At 65.9% G+C, this 16,827-nt stretch carries 12 protein-coding genes and 3 tRNA genes; 6 read left to right on the forward strand and 9 right to left on the reverse strand.

The window, feature by feature from the left end:
- Nucleotides 1-159: 159 nt before the first annotated feature.
- From E9536_RS19820 to E9536_RS19830, 3 genes are all read left to right on the forward strand, one after another.
- Complete coding sequence (locus E9536_RS19820; RefSeq protein WP_027787653.1) at nucleotides 160-702, forward strand: GNAT family N-acetyltransferase; 543 nt, start codon at nucleotides 160-162, stop codon at nucleotides 700-702.
- 127 nt (nucleotides 703-829) lie between these two features.
- Nucleotides 830-1,456, forward strand: coding sequence for a ParB-like protein (locus E9536_RS19825; protein WP_027787652.1), 627 nt, complete (start codon nucleotides 830-832; stop codon nucleotides 1,454-1,456).
- A gap of 7 nt (nucleotides 1,457-1,463) precedes the next feature.
- Nucleotides 1,464-3,194 (forward strand): SulP family inorganic anion transporter, encoded by a 1,731-nt coding sequence (locus E9536_RS19830; protein ID WP_136470431.1) that lies wholly within the window; start codon nucleotides 1,464-1,466, stop codon nucleotides 3,192-3,194.
- Nucleotides 3,195-3,216: 22 nt separating this feature from the next.
- On the opposite strand, the gene E9536_RS19835 is transcribed toward E9536_RS19830, so the two are convergent.
- The 8 genes from E9536_RS19835 to E9536_RS19870 form a co-directional block, all read right to left on the reverse strand.
- Entirely contained in the window at nucleotides 3,217-4,152 is a 936-nt protein-coding gene (locus E9536_RS19835; RefSeq protein WP_136470432.1) for a carbohydrate kinase, read from the reverse strand.
- Between the two features lie 132 nt (nucleotides 4,153-4,284).
- Nucleotides 4,285-5,229 carry an ABC transporter substrate-binding protein gene (locus E9536_RS19840; RefSeq protein WP_059700109.1) on the reverse strand — a complete coding sequence of 315 codons (945 nt, stop codon included), beginning with the start codon at nucleotides 5,227-5,229 and terminating at the stop codon, nucleotides 4,285-4,287.
- Nucleotides 5,230-5,311: 82 nt separating this feature from the next.
- Nucleotides 5,312-6,349, reverse strand: coding sequence for a hypothetical protein (locus tag E9536_RS19845; protein WP_021161550.1), 1,038 nt, complete (start codon nucleotides 6,347-6,349; stop codon nucleotides 5,312-5,314).
- A gap of 40 nt (nucleotides 6,350-6,389) precedes the next feature.
- Entirely contained in the window at nucleotides 6,390-7,943 is a 1,554-nt protein-coding gene (locus tag E9536_RS19850) for a sugar ABC transporter ATP-binding protein (protein WP_136470433.1), read from the reverse strand.
- Nucleotides 7,930-9,177, reverse strand: a complete 1,248-nt coding sequence (locus E9536_RS19855) for an ROK family protein (protein WP_059700361.1) — start codon at nucleotides 9,175-9,177, stop codon at nucleotides 7,930-7,932. The genes E9536_RS19850 and E9536_RS19855 overlap by 14 nt, the downstream gene beginning before the upstream one ends.
- 371 nt (nucleotides 9,178-9,548) lie before the next feature.
- Nucleotides 9,549-9,635: transfer RNA gene (locus E9536_RS19860), tRNA-Leu, on the reverse strand.
- 409 nt (nucleotides 9,636-10,044) lie between these two features.
- Nucleotides 10,045-10,131, reverse strand: a tRNA-Leu gene (locus E9536_RS19865).
- A 109-nt stretch (nucleotides 10,132-10,240) separates the two neighbouring features.
- Nucleotides 10,241-11,230: an aliphatic sulfonate ABC transporter substrate-binding protein gene (locus E9536_RS19870; protein ID WP_124918352.1), complete on the reverse strand. Its 990-nt coding sequence runs from the start codon at nucleotides 11,228-11,230 to the stop codon at nucleotides 10,241-10,243.
- Between the two features lie 356 nt (nucleotides 11,231-11,586).
- Here E9536_RS19870 and E9536_RS19875 point away from each other — a divergent pair, with 356 nt between their 5' ends.
- Together E9536_RS19875 and E9536_RS19880 are read left to right on the forward strand one after the other, a co-directional pair.
- Entirely contained in the window at nucleotides 11,587-13,149 is a 1,563-nt protein-coding gene (locus tag E9536_RS19875) for a DHA2 family efflux MFS transporter permease subunit (RefSeq protein ID WP_136470434.1), read from the forward strand.
- Between the two features lie 99 nt (nucleotides 13,150-13,248).
- The gene (locus E9536_RS19880) at nucleotides 13,249-13,686 is read left to right on the forward strand and encodes a MarR family transcriptional regulator (RefSeq protein WP_027787644.1); all 438 of its coding nucleotides are present in this window, start codon (nucleotides 13,249-13,251) and stop codon (nucleotides 13,684-13,686) included.
- A 227-nt stretch (nucleotides 13,687-13,913) separates the two neighbouring features.
- Here the strand turns inward: E9536_RS19880 and E9536_RS19885 are convergent.
- Nucleotides 13,914-14,000: transfer RNA gene (locus tag E9536_RS19885), tRNA-Leu, on the reverse strand.
- 250 nt (nucleotides 14,001-14,250) lie between these two features.
- On the opposite strand from E9536_RS19885, the gene rnr reads away from it, so the two are divergent.
- Complete coding sequence (gene rnr, locus E9536_RS19890) at nucleotides 14,251-16,740, forward strand: ribonuclease R (RefSeq protein ID WP_027787643.1); 2,490 nt, start codon at nucleotides 14,251-14,253, stop codon at nucleotides 16,738-16,740.
- The last annotated feature ends 87 nt before the right edge of the window (nucleotides 16,741-16,827 follow it).

A 16,827-nucleotide genomic window follows, 5' to 3' on the forward strand; every position in this document is an offset into this window, starting at 1 on the left:
TAACGCCGAATCGGGAATAATCCCTAGGAAATGAACTGTTTCGGATTCGGCAACGGCGCTGCGCGAAACCGGCGGCAGGCATCTGTATCATTCCGGAAGGCTGTTTGTATCTGTTTTGTAATGCGTCCGGTGAGCATCGTCACCGAATCAGGAGTCCAGATGACTGAACCTTCCGCCGCCACGCTGCCCGTACTCGAAACTGCGCGGCTGTGGCTGCGTCCGCGCGTACTGGCCGATCTCGACGCCTGCATCGCGATGGATCGCGATCCCGAGGTCACGCGGCACATCGCGGGCCCGTGGCACGATCCCGTCGAGCATCGGCGCTTCGTCACGCACCGGATCACGCGCGACTATCCGCCGGGCCTCGGCTACTGGTCGATCTTCGAGAAGGCCGCGCCCGATGCGTTCATCGGCTGGATCCTGCTGATTCCGGACTATGCGGATGGTGCGCGCGACGTCGAGATCGGCTGGCGGCTGGTGCGTGCAACATGGGGGCGCGGCATCGCGAGCGAGGCCGCGTCGGCCGTCGTGCGCCACGCCTTCGACACCGTGCGCCTGCCGCGCGTGATCGCCGATATCGCGGAGGCCAACGGCGGCTCGTTGAACGTCGCGCGCAAGCTCGGGATGCGCCGGGTGAGCGTCGTGCACGATGGCATTCCCTACATTCGACATCGTCTCGAACGCAACGACCTGCGCGTGTAGCGCGGCGCGTGCGTACACGGGCAGTTGTCGTGGATCGTTAACCGGATGCGTATCGAGGTCATGACGTATTAACGGCTCGTGCGTTCAGGAGTATCGTTGCCGGAATTTCGCAACATGGGGTACGACCATGGCACTCGGCACCGATGTTCACCTGATTCCCGTCAAGCTGGAAGAACTGCGTCCCACGCAGATGACGGTCGGCTATCGCGAAGTCAAGGCGAAGCGCAAGCACTGGAAGGGGCTCAGCAAGCGCGCGCGCAAGACCGCGATCGAATCGCACTGGTTCCCGGCCGTGCTCGGCCCGGGCGGGCTGCACTACATCACCGATCATCATCATCTCGGCCTCGCACTGATCGAGGAAGGCGAGGCGCGCGTGAACGCGATGCTGCTGAAGGATCTGTCGTGGCTCGACGACACGATCTTCTGGCGGATGATGGAACACAACCAGTGGGTGCATCCGTTCGGCGCGGACGGCACGCGCCGCGACTACGCGAATCTGCCGAAGGTGCTGACGGGGCTCGTGGACGATCCGTACCGCAGCCTCGCCGGCGAGCTGCGCACCGCGGGCGGCTACGCGAAGGACGCGACGCCGTTCAGCGAATTCCTGTGGGCCGACTACCTGCGCCAGCACGTGTCGCTCGACCAGATCCGCAAGAACTTCGCGAAGGCGCTCGATATCGCACTGCATCGCGCACACGAGCAGGATGCACGCTATCTGCCCGGCTGGTCGGGCGTCATCGCCGTCAGGCCCTGAGCACCTCATGACGACTGCCCCGATCCGCCCCGATGCCGGCCCGCAGCATGCCGAGCATTTCTCCGCGCTCGACGCGGCCTCGCCGCCGCCGACGCGGCGCATCGGCCTCGACGCGCTGGCCGGCCTGTCGATCGCGGGCTTGCTGATCCCCGAGGCGGTCGCGTACGCGGGGCTGGCCAACCTGCCGCCGCAGGCCGGTCTCATCGCGTTGCTGTCGGGGCTCGTCGTCTATGCGCTCACCGGCAGCAGCCGTTTCGCGATCGTGTCGTCGACGTCGTCGTCGGCTGCCGTGCTCGCGGCGACCGTGCTCGCGGAGTCGGGAATGGCGCTTGCCGCGCAGCTCGCGCTGGCGGCGGCGCTCGTCGCGATGACGGGCGTGCTGTTCATCCTGGCGGGTGCCGCGCGGCTCGGCGGCATGTCGGATTTCGTCGCGCGGCCGGTGCTGCGCGGCTTCACGTTCGGCCTCGCGCTGACGATCGTCATCAAGCAGTTGCCGAAGATTCTCGCGATTTCCGTGCAGCACAGCGATGCGCCGCATGTCGCGCTCGACCTGATCAGCGGTGCGCCGCACGCGAATCTCGCGAGCGTCGTGCTCGGCGCGACCGCGCTGGCGTTGCTGTTCGCACTCGGACGGAGCACGCGGGTGCCCGCGACGCTCGTCGTGATCGTGCTGTCGATCGCGGCCGGTTATGCGGTCGACTGGCGGCGATACGGCATTGCGATCGTCGGCCACATCGACTTCCGGCATATCGAGTTCGGCCTGCCGACCCTCGACCGCAACGCATGGATGCAGACCGTCGAGCTTGCGTTCGCGCTGATGCTGATCCTGTATGCGGAGTCGTACGGATCGATCCGCAACTTCGCACTGAAGCATGGCGACAGCGTGTCGCCGAACCGCGACCTCGTCGCGCTCGGCTGCGCGAATCTCGTGTCGGGCCTGCTGCACGGGATGCCGGTCGGCGCCGGGTATTCGGCGACCTCGGCGAACGAAGCGGCCGGCGCGCAGTCGCGCTTCGCGGGCCTGTGGGCGGCGGCCGTGGTCGCGCTGATCGTGTGGCTGCTGCTGCCGCAGCTCGCGCGCACGCCGGAGCCCGTGCTCGCGGCGATCGTGATCTTCGCGGTCAGCCACTCGCTGCATCCGTCGGTGTTCCGGCCGTACTGGGCCTGGCATCGCGACCGGCTCGTCGTGATCGCCGCGCTGCTCGCGGTGCTCGTGCTCGGTGTGCTGCACGGGCTGCTCGCGGCCATCGGCGTGAGCCTGTTGCTGACGCTGCGCAAGTTGTCCGAGCCGAACGTCAGCGTGCTCGGCAGGCTGCGCGACAGCCATGATTTCGTCGACGTCGCGAGCCACGCCGACGCGAAGCCGGTGCCGGGCGTGCTGATCGTGCGGCCCGAGGCGCAGCTGTTCTTCGCGAATGCGGACCGGATGTTGAACCGTGTGCGTGCGTTGATGAAGGCTGCGCCGGATACGCATACCGTGATGCTGAGCCTCGAGGAAACGCCGGATGTCGACGGCACGACGATCGAATCGTTGCGCACCTTTGCGGCCGAATGCGCGGCGCGCGGGTTGCGGCTCGCGCTCGTGCGGCTCAAGGTGCACACGCTGCATGCATTGCGCCGCGCGGCCGACGATACGCTTCACGACGATGCGATGTCCGAACTGAGCGTCGACGAGAGCCTGCAACTGCTGCAGGCCGGGACCCCGCCGGGCGGCAGCGGCGGAACGACCGCCGCGTGACGGAGCGGTGCGCCGGTAGGTGCTATTGCGAAACTGCAGTGTCGGTAGTGCGATCGATCATGTCGTTCACCTCGGCCGCGGTCGGCGCATAGGCGCCTGCATGCGCACAGGCGACCGCCGCGCACGCGGCCGCGTAGCGCAGATGCTCGGCGGCTGACGCGTCGGGACGCGCCAGCTGGCTCGCGAGCCAGCCGCCGATGCTCGCGTCGCCGCAGCCGACGGTGTCGGCCACCTCGGTCGGGAACGCGGGCTGGAACAGCACGGTGTCGCGATGCAGGAGCTGCATGCCCGATGCGCCGCGCGTGACGAGCATCGTTGCGTCGGGCGCCCACGTGCGCAGTTGCGCGAGCGCGGCGGCTTCATCGAGTTCGGGAAACAGCCCCCGCAAATCCTCGTCGGACACCTTGATCCAGTCGGCGAGCCCGGCCAGCCGGCGCAGCGTGTCGCGATACGACGGCGCGGCCATCGGCGCACGGAAGTTCGGGTCGAACGAGATTCGCTTGCCGGCCGTTCGCGCGGCCTGCGCGACTTCGATCAGGCGCGCCGCGAGCGGCTCGCGCACGACGCCGAGCGAGCCGACGTGCACGATCTCGGCCGCATCGAGCGCACCGGCGGGCAGGTCCGCCGGATCGAACGCGAGATCGGCGCTGTTCTCGCCGATGAAGAAATAGTGGGGCGGCTGCTTCGACACGACCATCGCGAGCAGCGGCGCACGATCGACCTGCCGGATGAAGCGCAGGTCGAGCCCGGCGTCGGCACTCTTGCGCATCAGTTCGTCGCCGAAGATGTCACGGCTGACCGTGCCGGCGAAGGCCGTCGGCACGCCGAGTCGCGCGCCGACGCGCGCGACGTTCCAGCATGAGCCGCCGGCGATGCTGTGCCAGTGCTGCGCGTCGTCGCGGATGAAATCGGTCAGCGCTTCGCCGAATACGATCAGGCGGGGGAACGTCGTCGTCATGTCGAAACCTTGTGCCGTGGCGTTGCGCACGGCCGTACAGCGGTTGATCCGAAAAGGCGGGCAGTGCGGGGCCGTCGCGCATGGCGACACGGCCCGGCACCGCCCGGTTGCGCGGGCGGACAGGCGGCGCGATCAGCGCGGCGAGCTCCAGCCCTTGTAGGTCTTCACGTTGTCGCGCGTGATGAGCGTCGGCTCGATCAGGATCATCGGATTGGCCGGCTTCTGGCCGTTCATGATCCCGTAGCCGACGTTGACCGCCTGCTGCGCCATGGCCCAGGGATCCTGGCTCGACGACGCCTGCACGAGCGTGTTGGACTTGAGCGCGACTTCGATGTCGGGTGCGCCGTCGACCGACGTGATCACGATGCCCGGACGGTTCAGCTGCTTCGCGGCGAGGTCGCTGCCGATCGCCTGCGGGTCGTTGATCGTGAACACAGCGTCGAGCTTCGGAAAGCGCGTCAGGTAGCCTTGCATCGCATTCATTCCGCCTTCGCGCGAACCCTTGCCGTCCTGGTCGCTCGACAGCACCTTGATGCCGGCGTTTTTCGCGAGCACGGCCTTGCAGCCGTTGACGCGATCGATCACGGCCGATACCTGCGGGCCGTTCTCGATGATCACGTTGCCCTTGCCGTTGAGTTTCTTCGCGATGTAGTCGCACGCGAGTTCGCCGGCCTTCACGTTGTTGGTCTGCACGGTCGCGTTTGCGCCCGCCGCGGCGACGTCGACCGCGACGACCGTGATGCCGGCCGCCTGCGCTTTCTTCACCGCCGGCTCGATCGCCTTCGGATCCGTCGCGTTGAGCAGGATCATGTCGACGTGCGCGGAGATGAAGTTGTCGATCTGCGTGAACTGCTTGTTCAGGTCGTAGTCGGCCGAGACGGCCGTGACCTTCGCATTCGGATTGAGCTGTTTGGCGCGTGCTTCGGCACCCTTGACGATCGTGACGAAGTACGGATTGCCGAGCGACCCGACCGTGACGCCGATCGATTTGAGCGGCTTGTCGGCCGCGTGTGCGGCGGAAGCGCCGAAGGCGAGTGCGCAGGCGACGGCGGTCAGGGCGGCTTTGTGCTTGAGCATGTCGTTGTGTCTCCGAGAGGTTTGTTGGTGAACGGGCGCAGGCGAACCGGCCTGCGCCGCAAGGTTGAATCGACGGGAAGGGTCAGGTGCGCGCCGAGTCGCGCTGGCGATAGCGATCGAGCGCAACGGCGCCGATGATCACGAGGCCCTTGATGATGTACTGCCAGATGTCGGACACGCCGAGCAGGACGAGGCCGTTCGTCAGTACCGCGATGATCAGCGCACCGATCAGCGTGCCGACGATCGAGCCGACGCCGCCGACGAAGCTCGTGCCGCCGAGGATCACCGCGGCGATCGCGTCGAGTTCGTACGACTGGCCGAGCTGCAGGCCGTTTGCCGCATAAAGCCGCGCGGCCGACATCACCGCGCCGAGCCCGGCGAGCAGGCCCGACGCCGCATAGACGAACATCTGGATCGCCCGCACGTTGATGCCCGACAGGCGCGCGGCTTCCGGATTGCCGCCCACCGAATAGATGCGCATCCCGAGCACCGTGCGGCGCAGGATGAACCACGAGATCGCGATGACCGCGCACGCGATGACGACGAGCCAGGGCACACCGAGGATCGTGCCGTTGCCGATGAACGCGAACGGCAACTGCGGATTGAACACGGTGGTGTCGTTGCCGATCAGGCGCGCAACGCCGCGCACGGCCGTCATCGCGCCGAGCGTGACGATGAACGGCGGCAGGCGCAGGAACGAGATCAGGCCGCCGTTGATCGCGCCGAACACGAGGCCGACGACGAGCGCGAACGGTACGCCGAGCCAGCCCCAGCCCGGAATGGTCGACGCGAGCAGCGCCGCGACGGCCGCGGCGGCGAGCACCGAGCCGACCGACAGGTCGATGCCGCCCGTCAGGATCACGAAGGTCATGCCGGCGGCGAGCACGATGTTGATCGACGCCTGCTGCGTGACGATCGACAGGTTCTGCAGCGTGAAGAAGCCGTCGGTCAGGAAGCCGAAGCCGATGCACAGAACCAGCAGCACCGGCAGCATGCCGGCGGTGCGGATGAGCGACTGCATGCGGGCGCGGTGATCGGCGCCGCGCAACAGCGGCGTACGGTTGCCCACCGGATGGGCCGTCGCGGAAGCGAGGTTCCGCTGCTTGGTCGGGTTGATCATGTCGGTAACCTGAATGTAAGAGTGAACTGAAAGGGCGGGCTCAGTGCGCGTCGGCGAGTTCGGCCTGCGAGCCGGTGGCGAGCGCGATGATGGCTTCCTGCGTGATGGGCGTATGCGTGTGGCCGCCGAGCTCGCCCGCGATCTCGCCTTCGCGCATCACGAGCACCCGGTCGGCGACGCCGATGATCTCCGGCAGTTCGCTCGAGATCACGATCACACCCACGCCGGCGCGGGCCAGTTCGTTGATGATCCGGTAGATCTCGGATTTCGCGCCGATATCGACGCCGCGCGTCGGTTCGTCGAGGATCAGCACGCGCGGCTTCGTTTCGAGCAGGCGCGACAGCAGCACTTTCTGCTGGTTGCCGCCTGACAGCGCGCCGACGTTGACGTTCGCGTGGGGGACGCGGATCGACAGCGATGCAATCGCGTCGCGTGCACGTTCGGCGCCGCGCGCGAGGTCGAGCGCCCCGAGCCGCGCATCGCGGTTGCAGACCGAGATGTTGATGTTGTCGCGTACGCTCATGTCGAGGAACAGGCCCTGGCGCTTGCGGTCTTCGGTCAGGTAGACGAGGCCGGCGTCGATCGCGTCGCGCGGCGAGTGCGCGCCGAACGTGCGTTCGCCCACCTTCACGTTGCCGCGCACGCGCGGTTCGGCGCCGAAGATCAGCCGCGCGAGCTCGGTGCGGCCTGCGCCGACGAGCCCCGCGATGCCGAGCACTTCGCCGGCGTGCAGGTCGAGGCTGCAGCCGCGCACGCGCGCGCCGTCAGCGATGTCGCGTACCGACAGCAGCAGGTGGCCGGGGTCGTACGGCGCGTGTTCCTTCTTGTAAAAGCCGGAGATGTCGCGGCCGACCATCATCGCGACAAGACGCTCGGCCGAAAGCGATGAGCGCTCGAGCGTGCCGACATACGTGCCGTCGCGCAGCACCGACACACGGTCGGACAATTCGTAGATCTCCGCCATCCGGTGGCTGATGTAGATGATCGCGAGACCTTCCTCGCGCAACTGGCGGATCAGGCGGAACAGGTGTTCGGTCTCGCGCGACGACAGCGGCGTGGTCGGCTCGTCCATCACGAGGATGCGTGCGCGGGTGTGCACGGCGCGCGCGATCTCGACGAGCTGCTGTTCCGCGATCGACAGCGTGCCGACGAGCGTGTCGGGCCCGAACGATGCGCCCAGGCGCGCGAGCACGTCCTCGCAGCCGCGTGCCATTGCCGCGCGGTCGATCGTGCCCCAGCGCCGGTTGCCGCGCCGCAATTCGCGGCCGATGTAGATGTTTTCCGCGACGCTCAGGTTCGGGGACAGGCACAGCTCCTGGTAGATCACCGCGACGCCCGCATCGCGCGCGGCAAGCGGGCCGTCGATGTCGATGCGTTCGCCGTCGATCAGGATCTCGCCGCCGGCGTCGGCGCGGTATGCGCCCGACAGGATTTTCATCAGCGTCGATTTGCCCGCGCCGTTTTCGCCCATCAGCGAGTGGATCTCGCCGGGATAGACGGTCAGGCTCACGTTGTCGAGCGCGCGCACGGCCGGGAACGTCTTGCTGATCCCGCGCATCTCGAGCAGCGGACGGGGCGACTCAGATCGCGACATGGTTGACCTCCTGCGAGTCGGTGCGGGCGCCCTTGAGGATGCCGGCCCGCGGGGAGAAGTTGAAATACATCGGCAGCGTGGCTGCGCCGATCGCGCCGGCGTCGGCGCCGAATGTGCCGCGTACGAGCACCGGCGTGCCGCGCGCTTCGGGCGCGGTGGCCACGAGCGCGGCACGCAGGCGCGTTGTCACCGCGTCGAGCAGGCCTGCGTCGGTATCGGCGTCGAGCACGACCACCGGCGCATCGACCACACACAGCACCGCGCGCAACGCAGGTGCGAGGGCGTCGACGCAATCGTCGATCCATTCGTCGACGGCGGGCAGGCCGCGAGCGATGCAGGCTTCGAGATCGGCCCGGTTGTCGACCGTCTCGCCGTGATGGCGCAGATGGCGCACGAGCGCATGCAGCGACGCGCGCGCGAGCAGGATGTCCCACGGGCCACGCGGCGGCGGCGCGGAAGCGAGCCGGCTCGGCGGCACGGGGATCACGGCGATGTCGCCCGCGTTGCCGGTCACGCCGCGCAGGCAGTCGCCGTCGATCGCGATGCCGCCGCCGATCGCCGGCCCGATGAACAGATAGACGAAATCGTCGCACTGCCGGCCGTATCCGTAGAAGAGCTCGGCGATCGCGGCCGCGTTGCCGTCGTTTTCGCCGAATACCGGAAGCGACAGCATGCGACCGAGGTCGCTTGCGAAATCGACGTCTTCCCACGCGCGGAACGTGTCGGGTGCGAGACCGAGTTCGCGCATCCACGCGCCGAGGTTGTAGGGCTGCGCGACGCCGATGCCGGCCAGGCGGGCGCGCTCGTGGTCGGGGAGCAGGGCCTGCATCGCTTCGATGTCGTGGCGGACGATCTCGAGCACGTCGGCGGGCGGGGGCAGCAGCGTGTCGTGCGAGCGGCGGCCGAGCACGTCGCCCGCGAAGTTGACGAGCGCCGTTTCGATGCGCATGCGGTCGAGATGGACGCCGATGCCGAACGCGCCGCGCGGGTCGAGGCGAATCAGCGAAGCCGGCTGACCGCGCTGGCCTTCGGTGCGGCCCGCGAATTCGATCAGCTTCGCGTCGGCGAGCGATGTGATGATGCTGCCGACCGCCGTGCCCGTCATGTTCGCGAGGCGGGCGAGGTCGGCCTTTGACGCGCTGCCTGCGCGGCGCAGCGTCTTCAGCAGCAGGCGCTCGTTGTAACGGCGCACGTTGGCCGAATTGCTGCCCTGGCCGAAGTGCGGGCTTCTCATGGCGTCTCCTTCCATGGCGCGCCGCGCAGCGGCGCATTAAATAAATCACGTTGATTTATTTAACCGCGTGAACGCCGACATGTCAGCCTAGGGAAATCCCGGTTTGAGGTGGGAGCGGGGATGGTAGTGCGGGGCATCCGGAATCGAGGATGGATCGCGGAAGCCGGTCATTCAGGCAGAAGGTGGCGTGGGTGGTGGCATGAACCCGGGGTAGTGGGTTGTCGCCGGATTCGCAGCATGCCGTCGCGGTTTGCTTGCGCTGGCGGCGCAAATCGAAGCGGCTGGGTCTGCTCGCGAAGATGAGGGGGAGGTTCTTCCGGAGCCGGAAATGAAAAAAGGCCGGCTAGAAGCCGACCTTTTCAAAAAACAGATGGTGCCCAGGAGAGGACTCGAACCTCCACGATGTTGCCACCGCTAGGACCTGAACCTAGTGCGTCTACCAATTCCGCCACCTGGGCACGTTTTGCAGTAGCTGCTTGCTGCAAAGAAGCGAAATTATAGCGCGTCTTTGGCGGCTGTCAACAGGATTTGAGGTCGCGAACGAAAATAATTTGACGGATTTGTTTGGGCATCGAGCGAGGTGCGCAAACATCGCGGCGGTCGACCGACGTGCATCATCGAACTTGTGATGGGCGGATGCGCGCGGGCTGATCCCTTCCGGATGCCGGGAATGCAGGCGGGCCGACTGGAACGAGCTTTTTTGGGAAGTGGAAGGTCAGGCAGGAGGGGCTGGGTCGCACATGTGTAACCCGAGTCGCGCTTGCAAGTGCAGCCCTTCGACGCCCCGCTCGGAGCAAGCAAGCGCATTGCTTCCAGGGCATGAAATGAAAAAAGGTCGGCTAGAAGCCGACCTTTTTAGAAAACAGATGGTGCCCAGGAGAGGACTCGAACCTCCACGATGTTGCCACCGCTAGGACCTGAACCTAGTGCGTCTACCAATTCCGCCACCTGGGCACGTTTCGCTTGCTGCGATGCGAAGACCGCTATTCTAGCGTGTCGGCGCAGCCTGTCAACACAATTTCATTCAAAGCGATAAAAATATTGCCCCTCGTGCGACGGATTCTCACGCGCCGACCGGAATCGCGCGTTTCGCGTCGAAGTTCCAGCGCTGCGCCTGACTCGTGTCGACTCGCGCCGGCAGCAGTCCGGCCGCGAGGAACGTGTCGGCGATCTTCTGCTGTTCGCCGAAGTTTTGCGCGACCACGGCGCGAACGAGATAACTGCGCCGCGCGTTCGCGCGTGCGATCGTCGCCGCGTCGAGCCCCCAGATCGGCGCAAGCGTATTCGCTGCGTCCTGCGGGTGGTCGCGCAGCCACGTGCCGGCCTGCGACAACTGGTCGAACAGGATCTGGACGACGTCGGGCCGCGCAGTGGCGAAGCTGGTCGACGCAAGGTAGTAGCGCTGGTATGACGCGAGTCCGTTGCCGTCGGCGAGAATCCGTACGTCGGGATTGCGGTCGACCGATGCGACATAGGGATCCCACGTGATCCATGCGTCCACGCTGCCACGCTCGAACGCCGCGCGGCCGTCCGCGGGCGTCAGGTAGTGGATCGTCGCATCGGCCGGCCCGAGCTTCGCGCGTGCGAGTGCGGCAAGCAACAGGTAATGGCTGCCGGCCGCCTTCGTGACCGCAATGCGCCTGCCCTTGAGATCGGCGAGCGTACGCAGTGTGCTGTCCTGCTTGACGATGATCGCCTGCGCTTTCGGCGAAGGCGCTTCCTGTGCGACGTACACGAAGCGCGCATGGGCAGCTTGTGCGAAGACCGGGACCGTATCGGCCACGTCGGCGCTGAAATCGACGGCGCCGACGTTGAGCGCTTCGGTCAGCGGCAATCCGCTCGCGAATTCATGCCATGACACGCGCAAGCCGAGCGGCGCCAGCGCCTGCTCGAGCGCGCCGCGCGTCTTGAGCAGCGTGATGAGTGTCGACGACTTCTGGTAGCCGATGCGCAGCACATCGGGTGCGTTCTCGGCGCGCACTCGGACGCCGGCGGCAGTGAGGCCTGCGGCCAGCATCGCGCGCGCGAATGCGCGGCGGTTCATCGGCGTCATGGATCGTGCTCCTTGTCTGGTTCGTTGCATTGAAGCGAGCCGGCTAACGTACCAACAGGGCGAGCGGACGATAACCGATAAATTCTGCTATCGATCCTGCTGGCGGGCATAAGGGCGGGGCCGCCCGTGATCGCGGCGCGTCCATACATGTGCGGTCGATCGATGCCTTCGGGTTGCATTTGATTGCATAGTCAAATATAGTCATCGCAGAAATATCAAAGTCAGCGATTGACGTAAGCGTGAGCAACACCCGCGCGGCACGTCGATCGCTTTTTTTCAATCACGTATCTGACTTGTCAGTTAATTTTGCTCGGCGCCGGGGCTGTTCGCGTGGCGCCCGATCAGAAGGACATCCGATGAAGCCGTCCGAAAGTCCGGGTACGCCGGCGCCCCTGACCGGCGCCCGCTTTATGCTGGGAACGCTGGCAGTGGCGCTCGCCACGTTCATGAACGTTCTCGATTCGTCGATCGCCAACGTCGCGATTCCAACCATTTCCGGCAATCTGGGCGTGTCCATCGACGAGGGCACGTGGGTCATCACGCTGTTCTCGGCGGCCAACGCGGTGTCGATCCCGCTGACCGGCTGGCTGACGCAGCGGGTCGGGCAGGTCAGGCTGTTCGTCTGCGCGATCCTGCTGTTCGTGCTGTCGTCGGCTGCGTGCGGGCTCGCGCCCAACCTGACCGTGCTCCTCGCCGCCCGGATCGTTCAGGGTGCCGTGGCCGGGCCGCTCGTGCCGTTGTCGCAGGCGTTGCTGCTGGCGTCGTTCCCGAAGGAGAAGAGTTCGAGCGCCCTGTCCCTGTGGGGGATGACTGCGACCGTCGGGCCGATTGCCGGCCCCGCGCTCGGCGGCTGGATTACGGACAACTACAGCTGGTCGTGGATCTTCTACATCAACGTGCCCGTGGGGTTGTTCGCGGCCGCCGTGATCTGGGCGCTCTATCGCAACCGGGAAACGCCGGCCCGCAAGCTGCCGATCGACAAGGTCGGGCTGATCGCGCTGGTCGTGTGGGTCGCCGCGCTACAGGTCATGCTCGACAAGGGCAAGGATCTCGACTGGTTCAATTCGTCGACGATCTGGATCCTGATCATCGTGGCGGTGGTCGGCTTCGTGTTCTTCCTGATCTGGGAGTTGACCGAGGCGCGTCCGATCGTCGATCTCAGGCTGTTTGCACAACGAAATTTCCTCGGCGGAACGGTGGCGATTTCGATTGCGTTCGCGGTATTTTTCGCCAACCTCGTGATCCTGCCGCAATGGATACAGGGCTCGCTCGGTTATCCGGTGGTCAATGCGGGCCTCGTCACCGCGCCGCTCGGTATCTTCGCGGTGATCCTCGCGCCGATGGTCGGCAAGGTGATGCCGAAATCGGACATGCGTGTGCTCGTCACGTTGGCGTTTCTCGGGTTTGCTGGCGTGTTTTTCATGCGCTCGCGCTATACGACGGGCGTCGATACATGGACGCTCGTGGTGCCGACGCTACTGCAGGGCATTCCGACGGCGTTCTTCATGACGCCGCTCACGTCGATCATCCTGTCGGGGCTGCCGCCCGAGCGCATCCCGGCGGCGGCCGGCCTGTCCAATTTCGCGCGCGTCTTCATGGGTGCGGTCGGCACGTCGCTCGCGAGCACCGCCTGGAACGACCGCACGATCCTGCATCACGCGCAACTCGCCGAGCAGGGCAGTGTGAACAATCCGATCTTCGCGAGCGCGGTTGCCGGCGTGCAGAGCGCGCTCGATGCCGGTGCGCCGAAGGCACTGACGTTCCTCGAGACGACGTTGAATGCGCAGGCGACGATGCTGGGGCTGAACGACGTTTTCTGGCTATCGTCGGTGATTTTCGTGCTGATCATCCCGTTGGTCTGGGTGACGAAGCCGGGCAAGGGGGTGGCAGCCGGAGCCGCGGCGGCCGGCGGGCATTGAGCCGGTGCGGGCGGGGCGTATGCGGGGTGCCGTGTGTCTTGAAAAATCGTGATGTCGCAATTATTGTGTGGGTCAACAATATGCGACTCAGCGAGCACGATGGAACACTACACGCCGAAGAATTTCCTGCACACCGAAAGCGTGGGGTTTGTGCTCGTGAAAGCGCGCAACCTGATCACGTCCGAGATGGATGCGGCGTTGAAGGATCTCGATATCACGGCGCAGCAGATGGGCATCCTGCTGTCCCTGCGGACCGGCAGCGCGGCGACGCCGTTCGAATTGTCGAAGCTGCTCGGCGTCGACACCGGGCTGATGACGCGCGTGCTCGACAAGCTGGAGGACAAGGGGCTCGTCGAGCGTTCGCGCAGCGTGAGCGATCGGCGGGTGGTGAACCTCGCGCTGACCGAAGCGGGGCAGGCGGTTGCCGCGCAGATTCCGGAGATTGCGCCGAAGGTGCTCAATGCCCGCTTGCGGAAATTTTCGAAGTCCGAGTTCGACGAGCTGACCCGGCTGTTGCGCAAGTTCATCGGCGAGTAAGCCGGGCGCCTGTTTCCTGGCGCTGAGAATGAAAAAAGGCCGGCTGGAAGCCGATCTTTTCAAAAAAACAGATGGTGCCCAGGAGAGGACTCGGTCACACATGCGCGACCCCGGCTGCGCTTGCAAGCGCAGCCTTTCGAGTCCTCGCGCAAAGCGCGCAGGTGCTTTGCTTCCTGGGCTTGAAATGAAAAAAGGTCGGCTAGAAGCCGACCTTTTTAGAAAACAGATGGTGCCCAGGAGAGGACTCGAACCTCCACGATGTTGCCACCGCTAGGACCTGAACCTAGTGCGTCTACCAATTCCGCCACCTGGGCACGTTTTGCAGTAGCTGCTTGCTGCAAAGAAGCGAAATTATAGCGCCCCAATTAATCGTGTCAACACTTTTTTGCGATGCACCGCAAACCGGGCTCCACCGCGCCTGTCGGCGGCATTCCCCGTCATTTGGCGACACAGGCGGGTGATAGAATGACCCGCCGCCGTCAATATAGAACTGTCTGAAGGACACCTCTATGTTGATGCCGTGCACCATCAGTCAACGCAACGAGAACAATCATCGACAAACCCTTGAGCAAATATCCGTACCCCATTCCGAGCCGTGAAGAAATTCTCGGCGTGCTGCGTACGAGCGACGCGCCGCTGGCCGCCAACGACATCGCCGAAGCACTGTCGATCAAGCGTCAGGAGCGCGAGGGGTTCTTCCGGCGTGTCGCCGCGATGGAGCGCGACGGCCAGATCCGCCTCGACAAGCGCGGCCACTACCAGTTGACCCATCCGTCGAACTTCGTCGCCGGGCGCGTGCAAGGGCATCGCGACGGCTACGGGTTCGTGATCCGCGACGACGGCCAGGACGACCTGTTCCTGCCGAACGGCGAAATGCAGAAGGTGATGCACAACGATCGCGTGCTCGCGCGGATCGTCGGCTACGATCGCCGCGGCCGCCCGGAAGGGCACGTCGTCGAAGTCACCGAGCGCGCGAACAAGCGCGTGATCGGCCGCCTGCTCAACGAGAACGGCGCGCTGATCGTCGCACCGGAAGACAAGCGCATCGGCCACGACATCCTGATCACGCAGAACGTGAAGAAGGCGAAGGTCGGGCAGGTCGTCGTCGTCGAGCTGACCGATTTCCCGAGCCGCCATTCGCAGCCGCTCGGCCGTGTCGTCGAGGTGCTCGGCGACATCGACGATCCGGGCATGGAAATCGAAATCGCGGTGCGCAAGTACGGCGTCCCGCACGAATTCAGCCAGCCGGCGCTCGACGAAGCCGCCGCGCTGCCCGACAAGGTGCGGCCGACCGACCTGCGTTTCCGCGTCGACCTGCGCGACGTGCCGCTCGTGACGATCGACGGCGAGGACGCACGCGACTTCGACGATGCCGTCTACTGCGAGCCGGTGAAGGTCGGCCGCGGCGACGGCTACCGGCTGATCGTCGCGATCGCCGACGTGTCGCATTACGTTCAGCCTGGAAGCGCGCTCGATGCCGACGCGCTCGAGCGCAGCACGTCGGTCTACTTCCCGCGTCGCGTGATTCCGATGCTGCCGGAGAAGCTGTCGAACGGCCTGTGCTCGTTGAATCCGCAGGTCGACCGTTGCGTGCTCGCGTGCGACATGGTGATCACCGGGCGCGGCGAGATCAAGGCGTACCAGTTCTACCCGGCCGTCATCCATTCGGCTGCGCGCCTCACGTACACCGAAGTCGCGGCCGTGCTGTCGAACACGAAGGGGCCGGAGGCCGCGCGCCGCGCGGACCTGCTGCCGCACCTGCAGGATCTGTACGGCGTCTACAAGTCGCTGTTCGCCGCACGGCAGAAGCGCGGCGCGATCGACTTCGACACGACCGAGACCTACATCGTCTGCAACTCGCAGGGCAAGATCGAGCAGATCGTGCCGCGCCAGCGTAACGACGCGCACAAGCTGATCGAGGAATGCATGCTGGCCGCAAACGTCTGCGCGGCCGATTTCCTGAAGCGCAACAAGCATCCGGGCCTGTACCGCGTGCACGCGGGACCGACGCCGGAGAAGCTCGAGAACCTGCGTGCGTTCCTGCGCGGCATGGGCCTGTCGCTCGGCGGCGGCGACAAGCCGCATGCGAGCGACTACGCGGCGCTGATGGCGCAGATCCGCGACCGGCCCGATGCGCAGATGCTGCAGCCGATGCTGCTGCGCTCGATGCAGCAGGCGGTCTACAGCCCGGACAACATCGGTCACTTCGGCCTGGCCTATGAGGCGTACGCGCACTTCACGAGCCCGATCCGCCGTTATCCGGACCTGCTCACGCACCGCGCGATCTACGCGATCCTGTCCGGCAGGAAATACGTGCCGAAGGCGCCGGACGGCTTCGAGCTGAACACCGCGCTGTCGCCACGCGCCCGTGCGATGCAGCAGGCCGACGACGAAACGCGCGGCCGCTCGCGCCCGAATACGGCGATCTGGGAAGAACTCGGCCTGCACTGCTCGGCGAACGAGCGCCGCGCGGACGAAGCATCGCGCGACGTCGAGGCCTGGCTCAAGTGCTACTTCATGCGCGACAAGCTCGGCGAGGAGTACGGCGGGATGGTGAACGGCGTCACGTCGTTCGGCATCTTCGTGCAGCTCGACACGCTTTTCATCGAAGGGCTTGTGCACGTCACCGAACTCGGCTCGGACTACTTCCAGTACGACGAAATCAAGAACGAGCTGCGCGGCGAACGGACGGGCATCCGCTATCGCCTGTCGGATCGCGTGCGCGTACAGGTGAGCCGTGTCGATCTCGACGCACGCAAGATCGACTTCCGCCTCGTGCGCGATACGCCGGTGAAGGCGCCGCGCCCGTCGCCCGCGCCGGCTTCGGCTGGCGGCGGTATCGACCGTAACGGCCCGCGTGTCCGTGCTCTGCCGCAGGCGGAAGAACCCGCGCCGCGCCGCAAGAAGGCCGCGAGCGCGCCGAGCGTCGCGGTGAACGACGCGCGCGCCGCGCGTGCCGCCGCGAAGAAGAAGGGCGGTAGTGCCGGCAACGGCGGCGGCGGTGCGGCGGCGAAGCCGACCGCGAAGAAGACCCGCGCCCGCAAGAAGTATTGAGCGTTCGGGGCGGCGCCATGTGCACGCCCTGCAGTATCGAGAGACGCCGCGTAACCGGTCATCGGCCGGCAACGCGGCGCTTTCCTT

Origin of the sequence: Burkholderia sp. LS-044, from assembly GCF_004803625.1 — a bacterium.
In the GTDB taxonomy this organism is placed as follows: domain Bacteria; phylum Pseudomonadota; class Gammaproteobacteria; order Burkholderiales; family Burkholderiaceae; genus Burkholderia; species Burkholderia cepacia.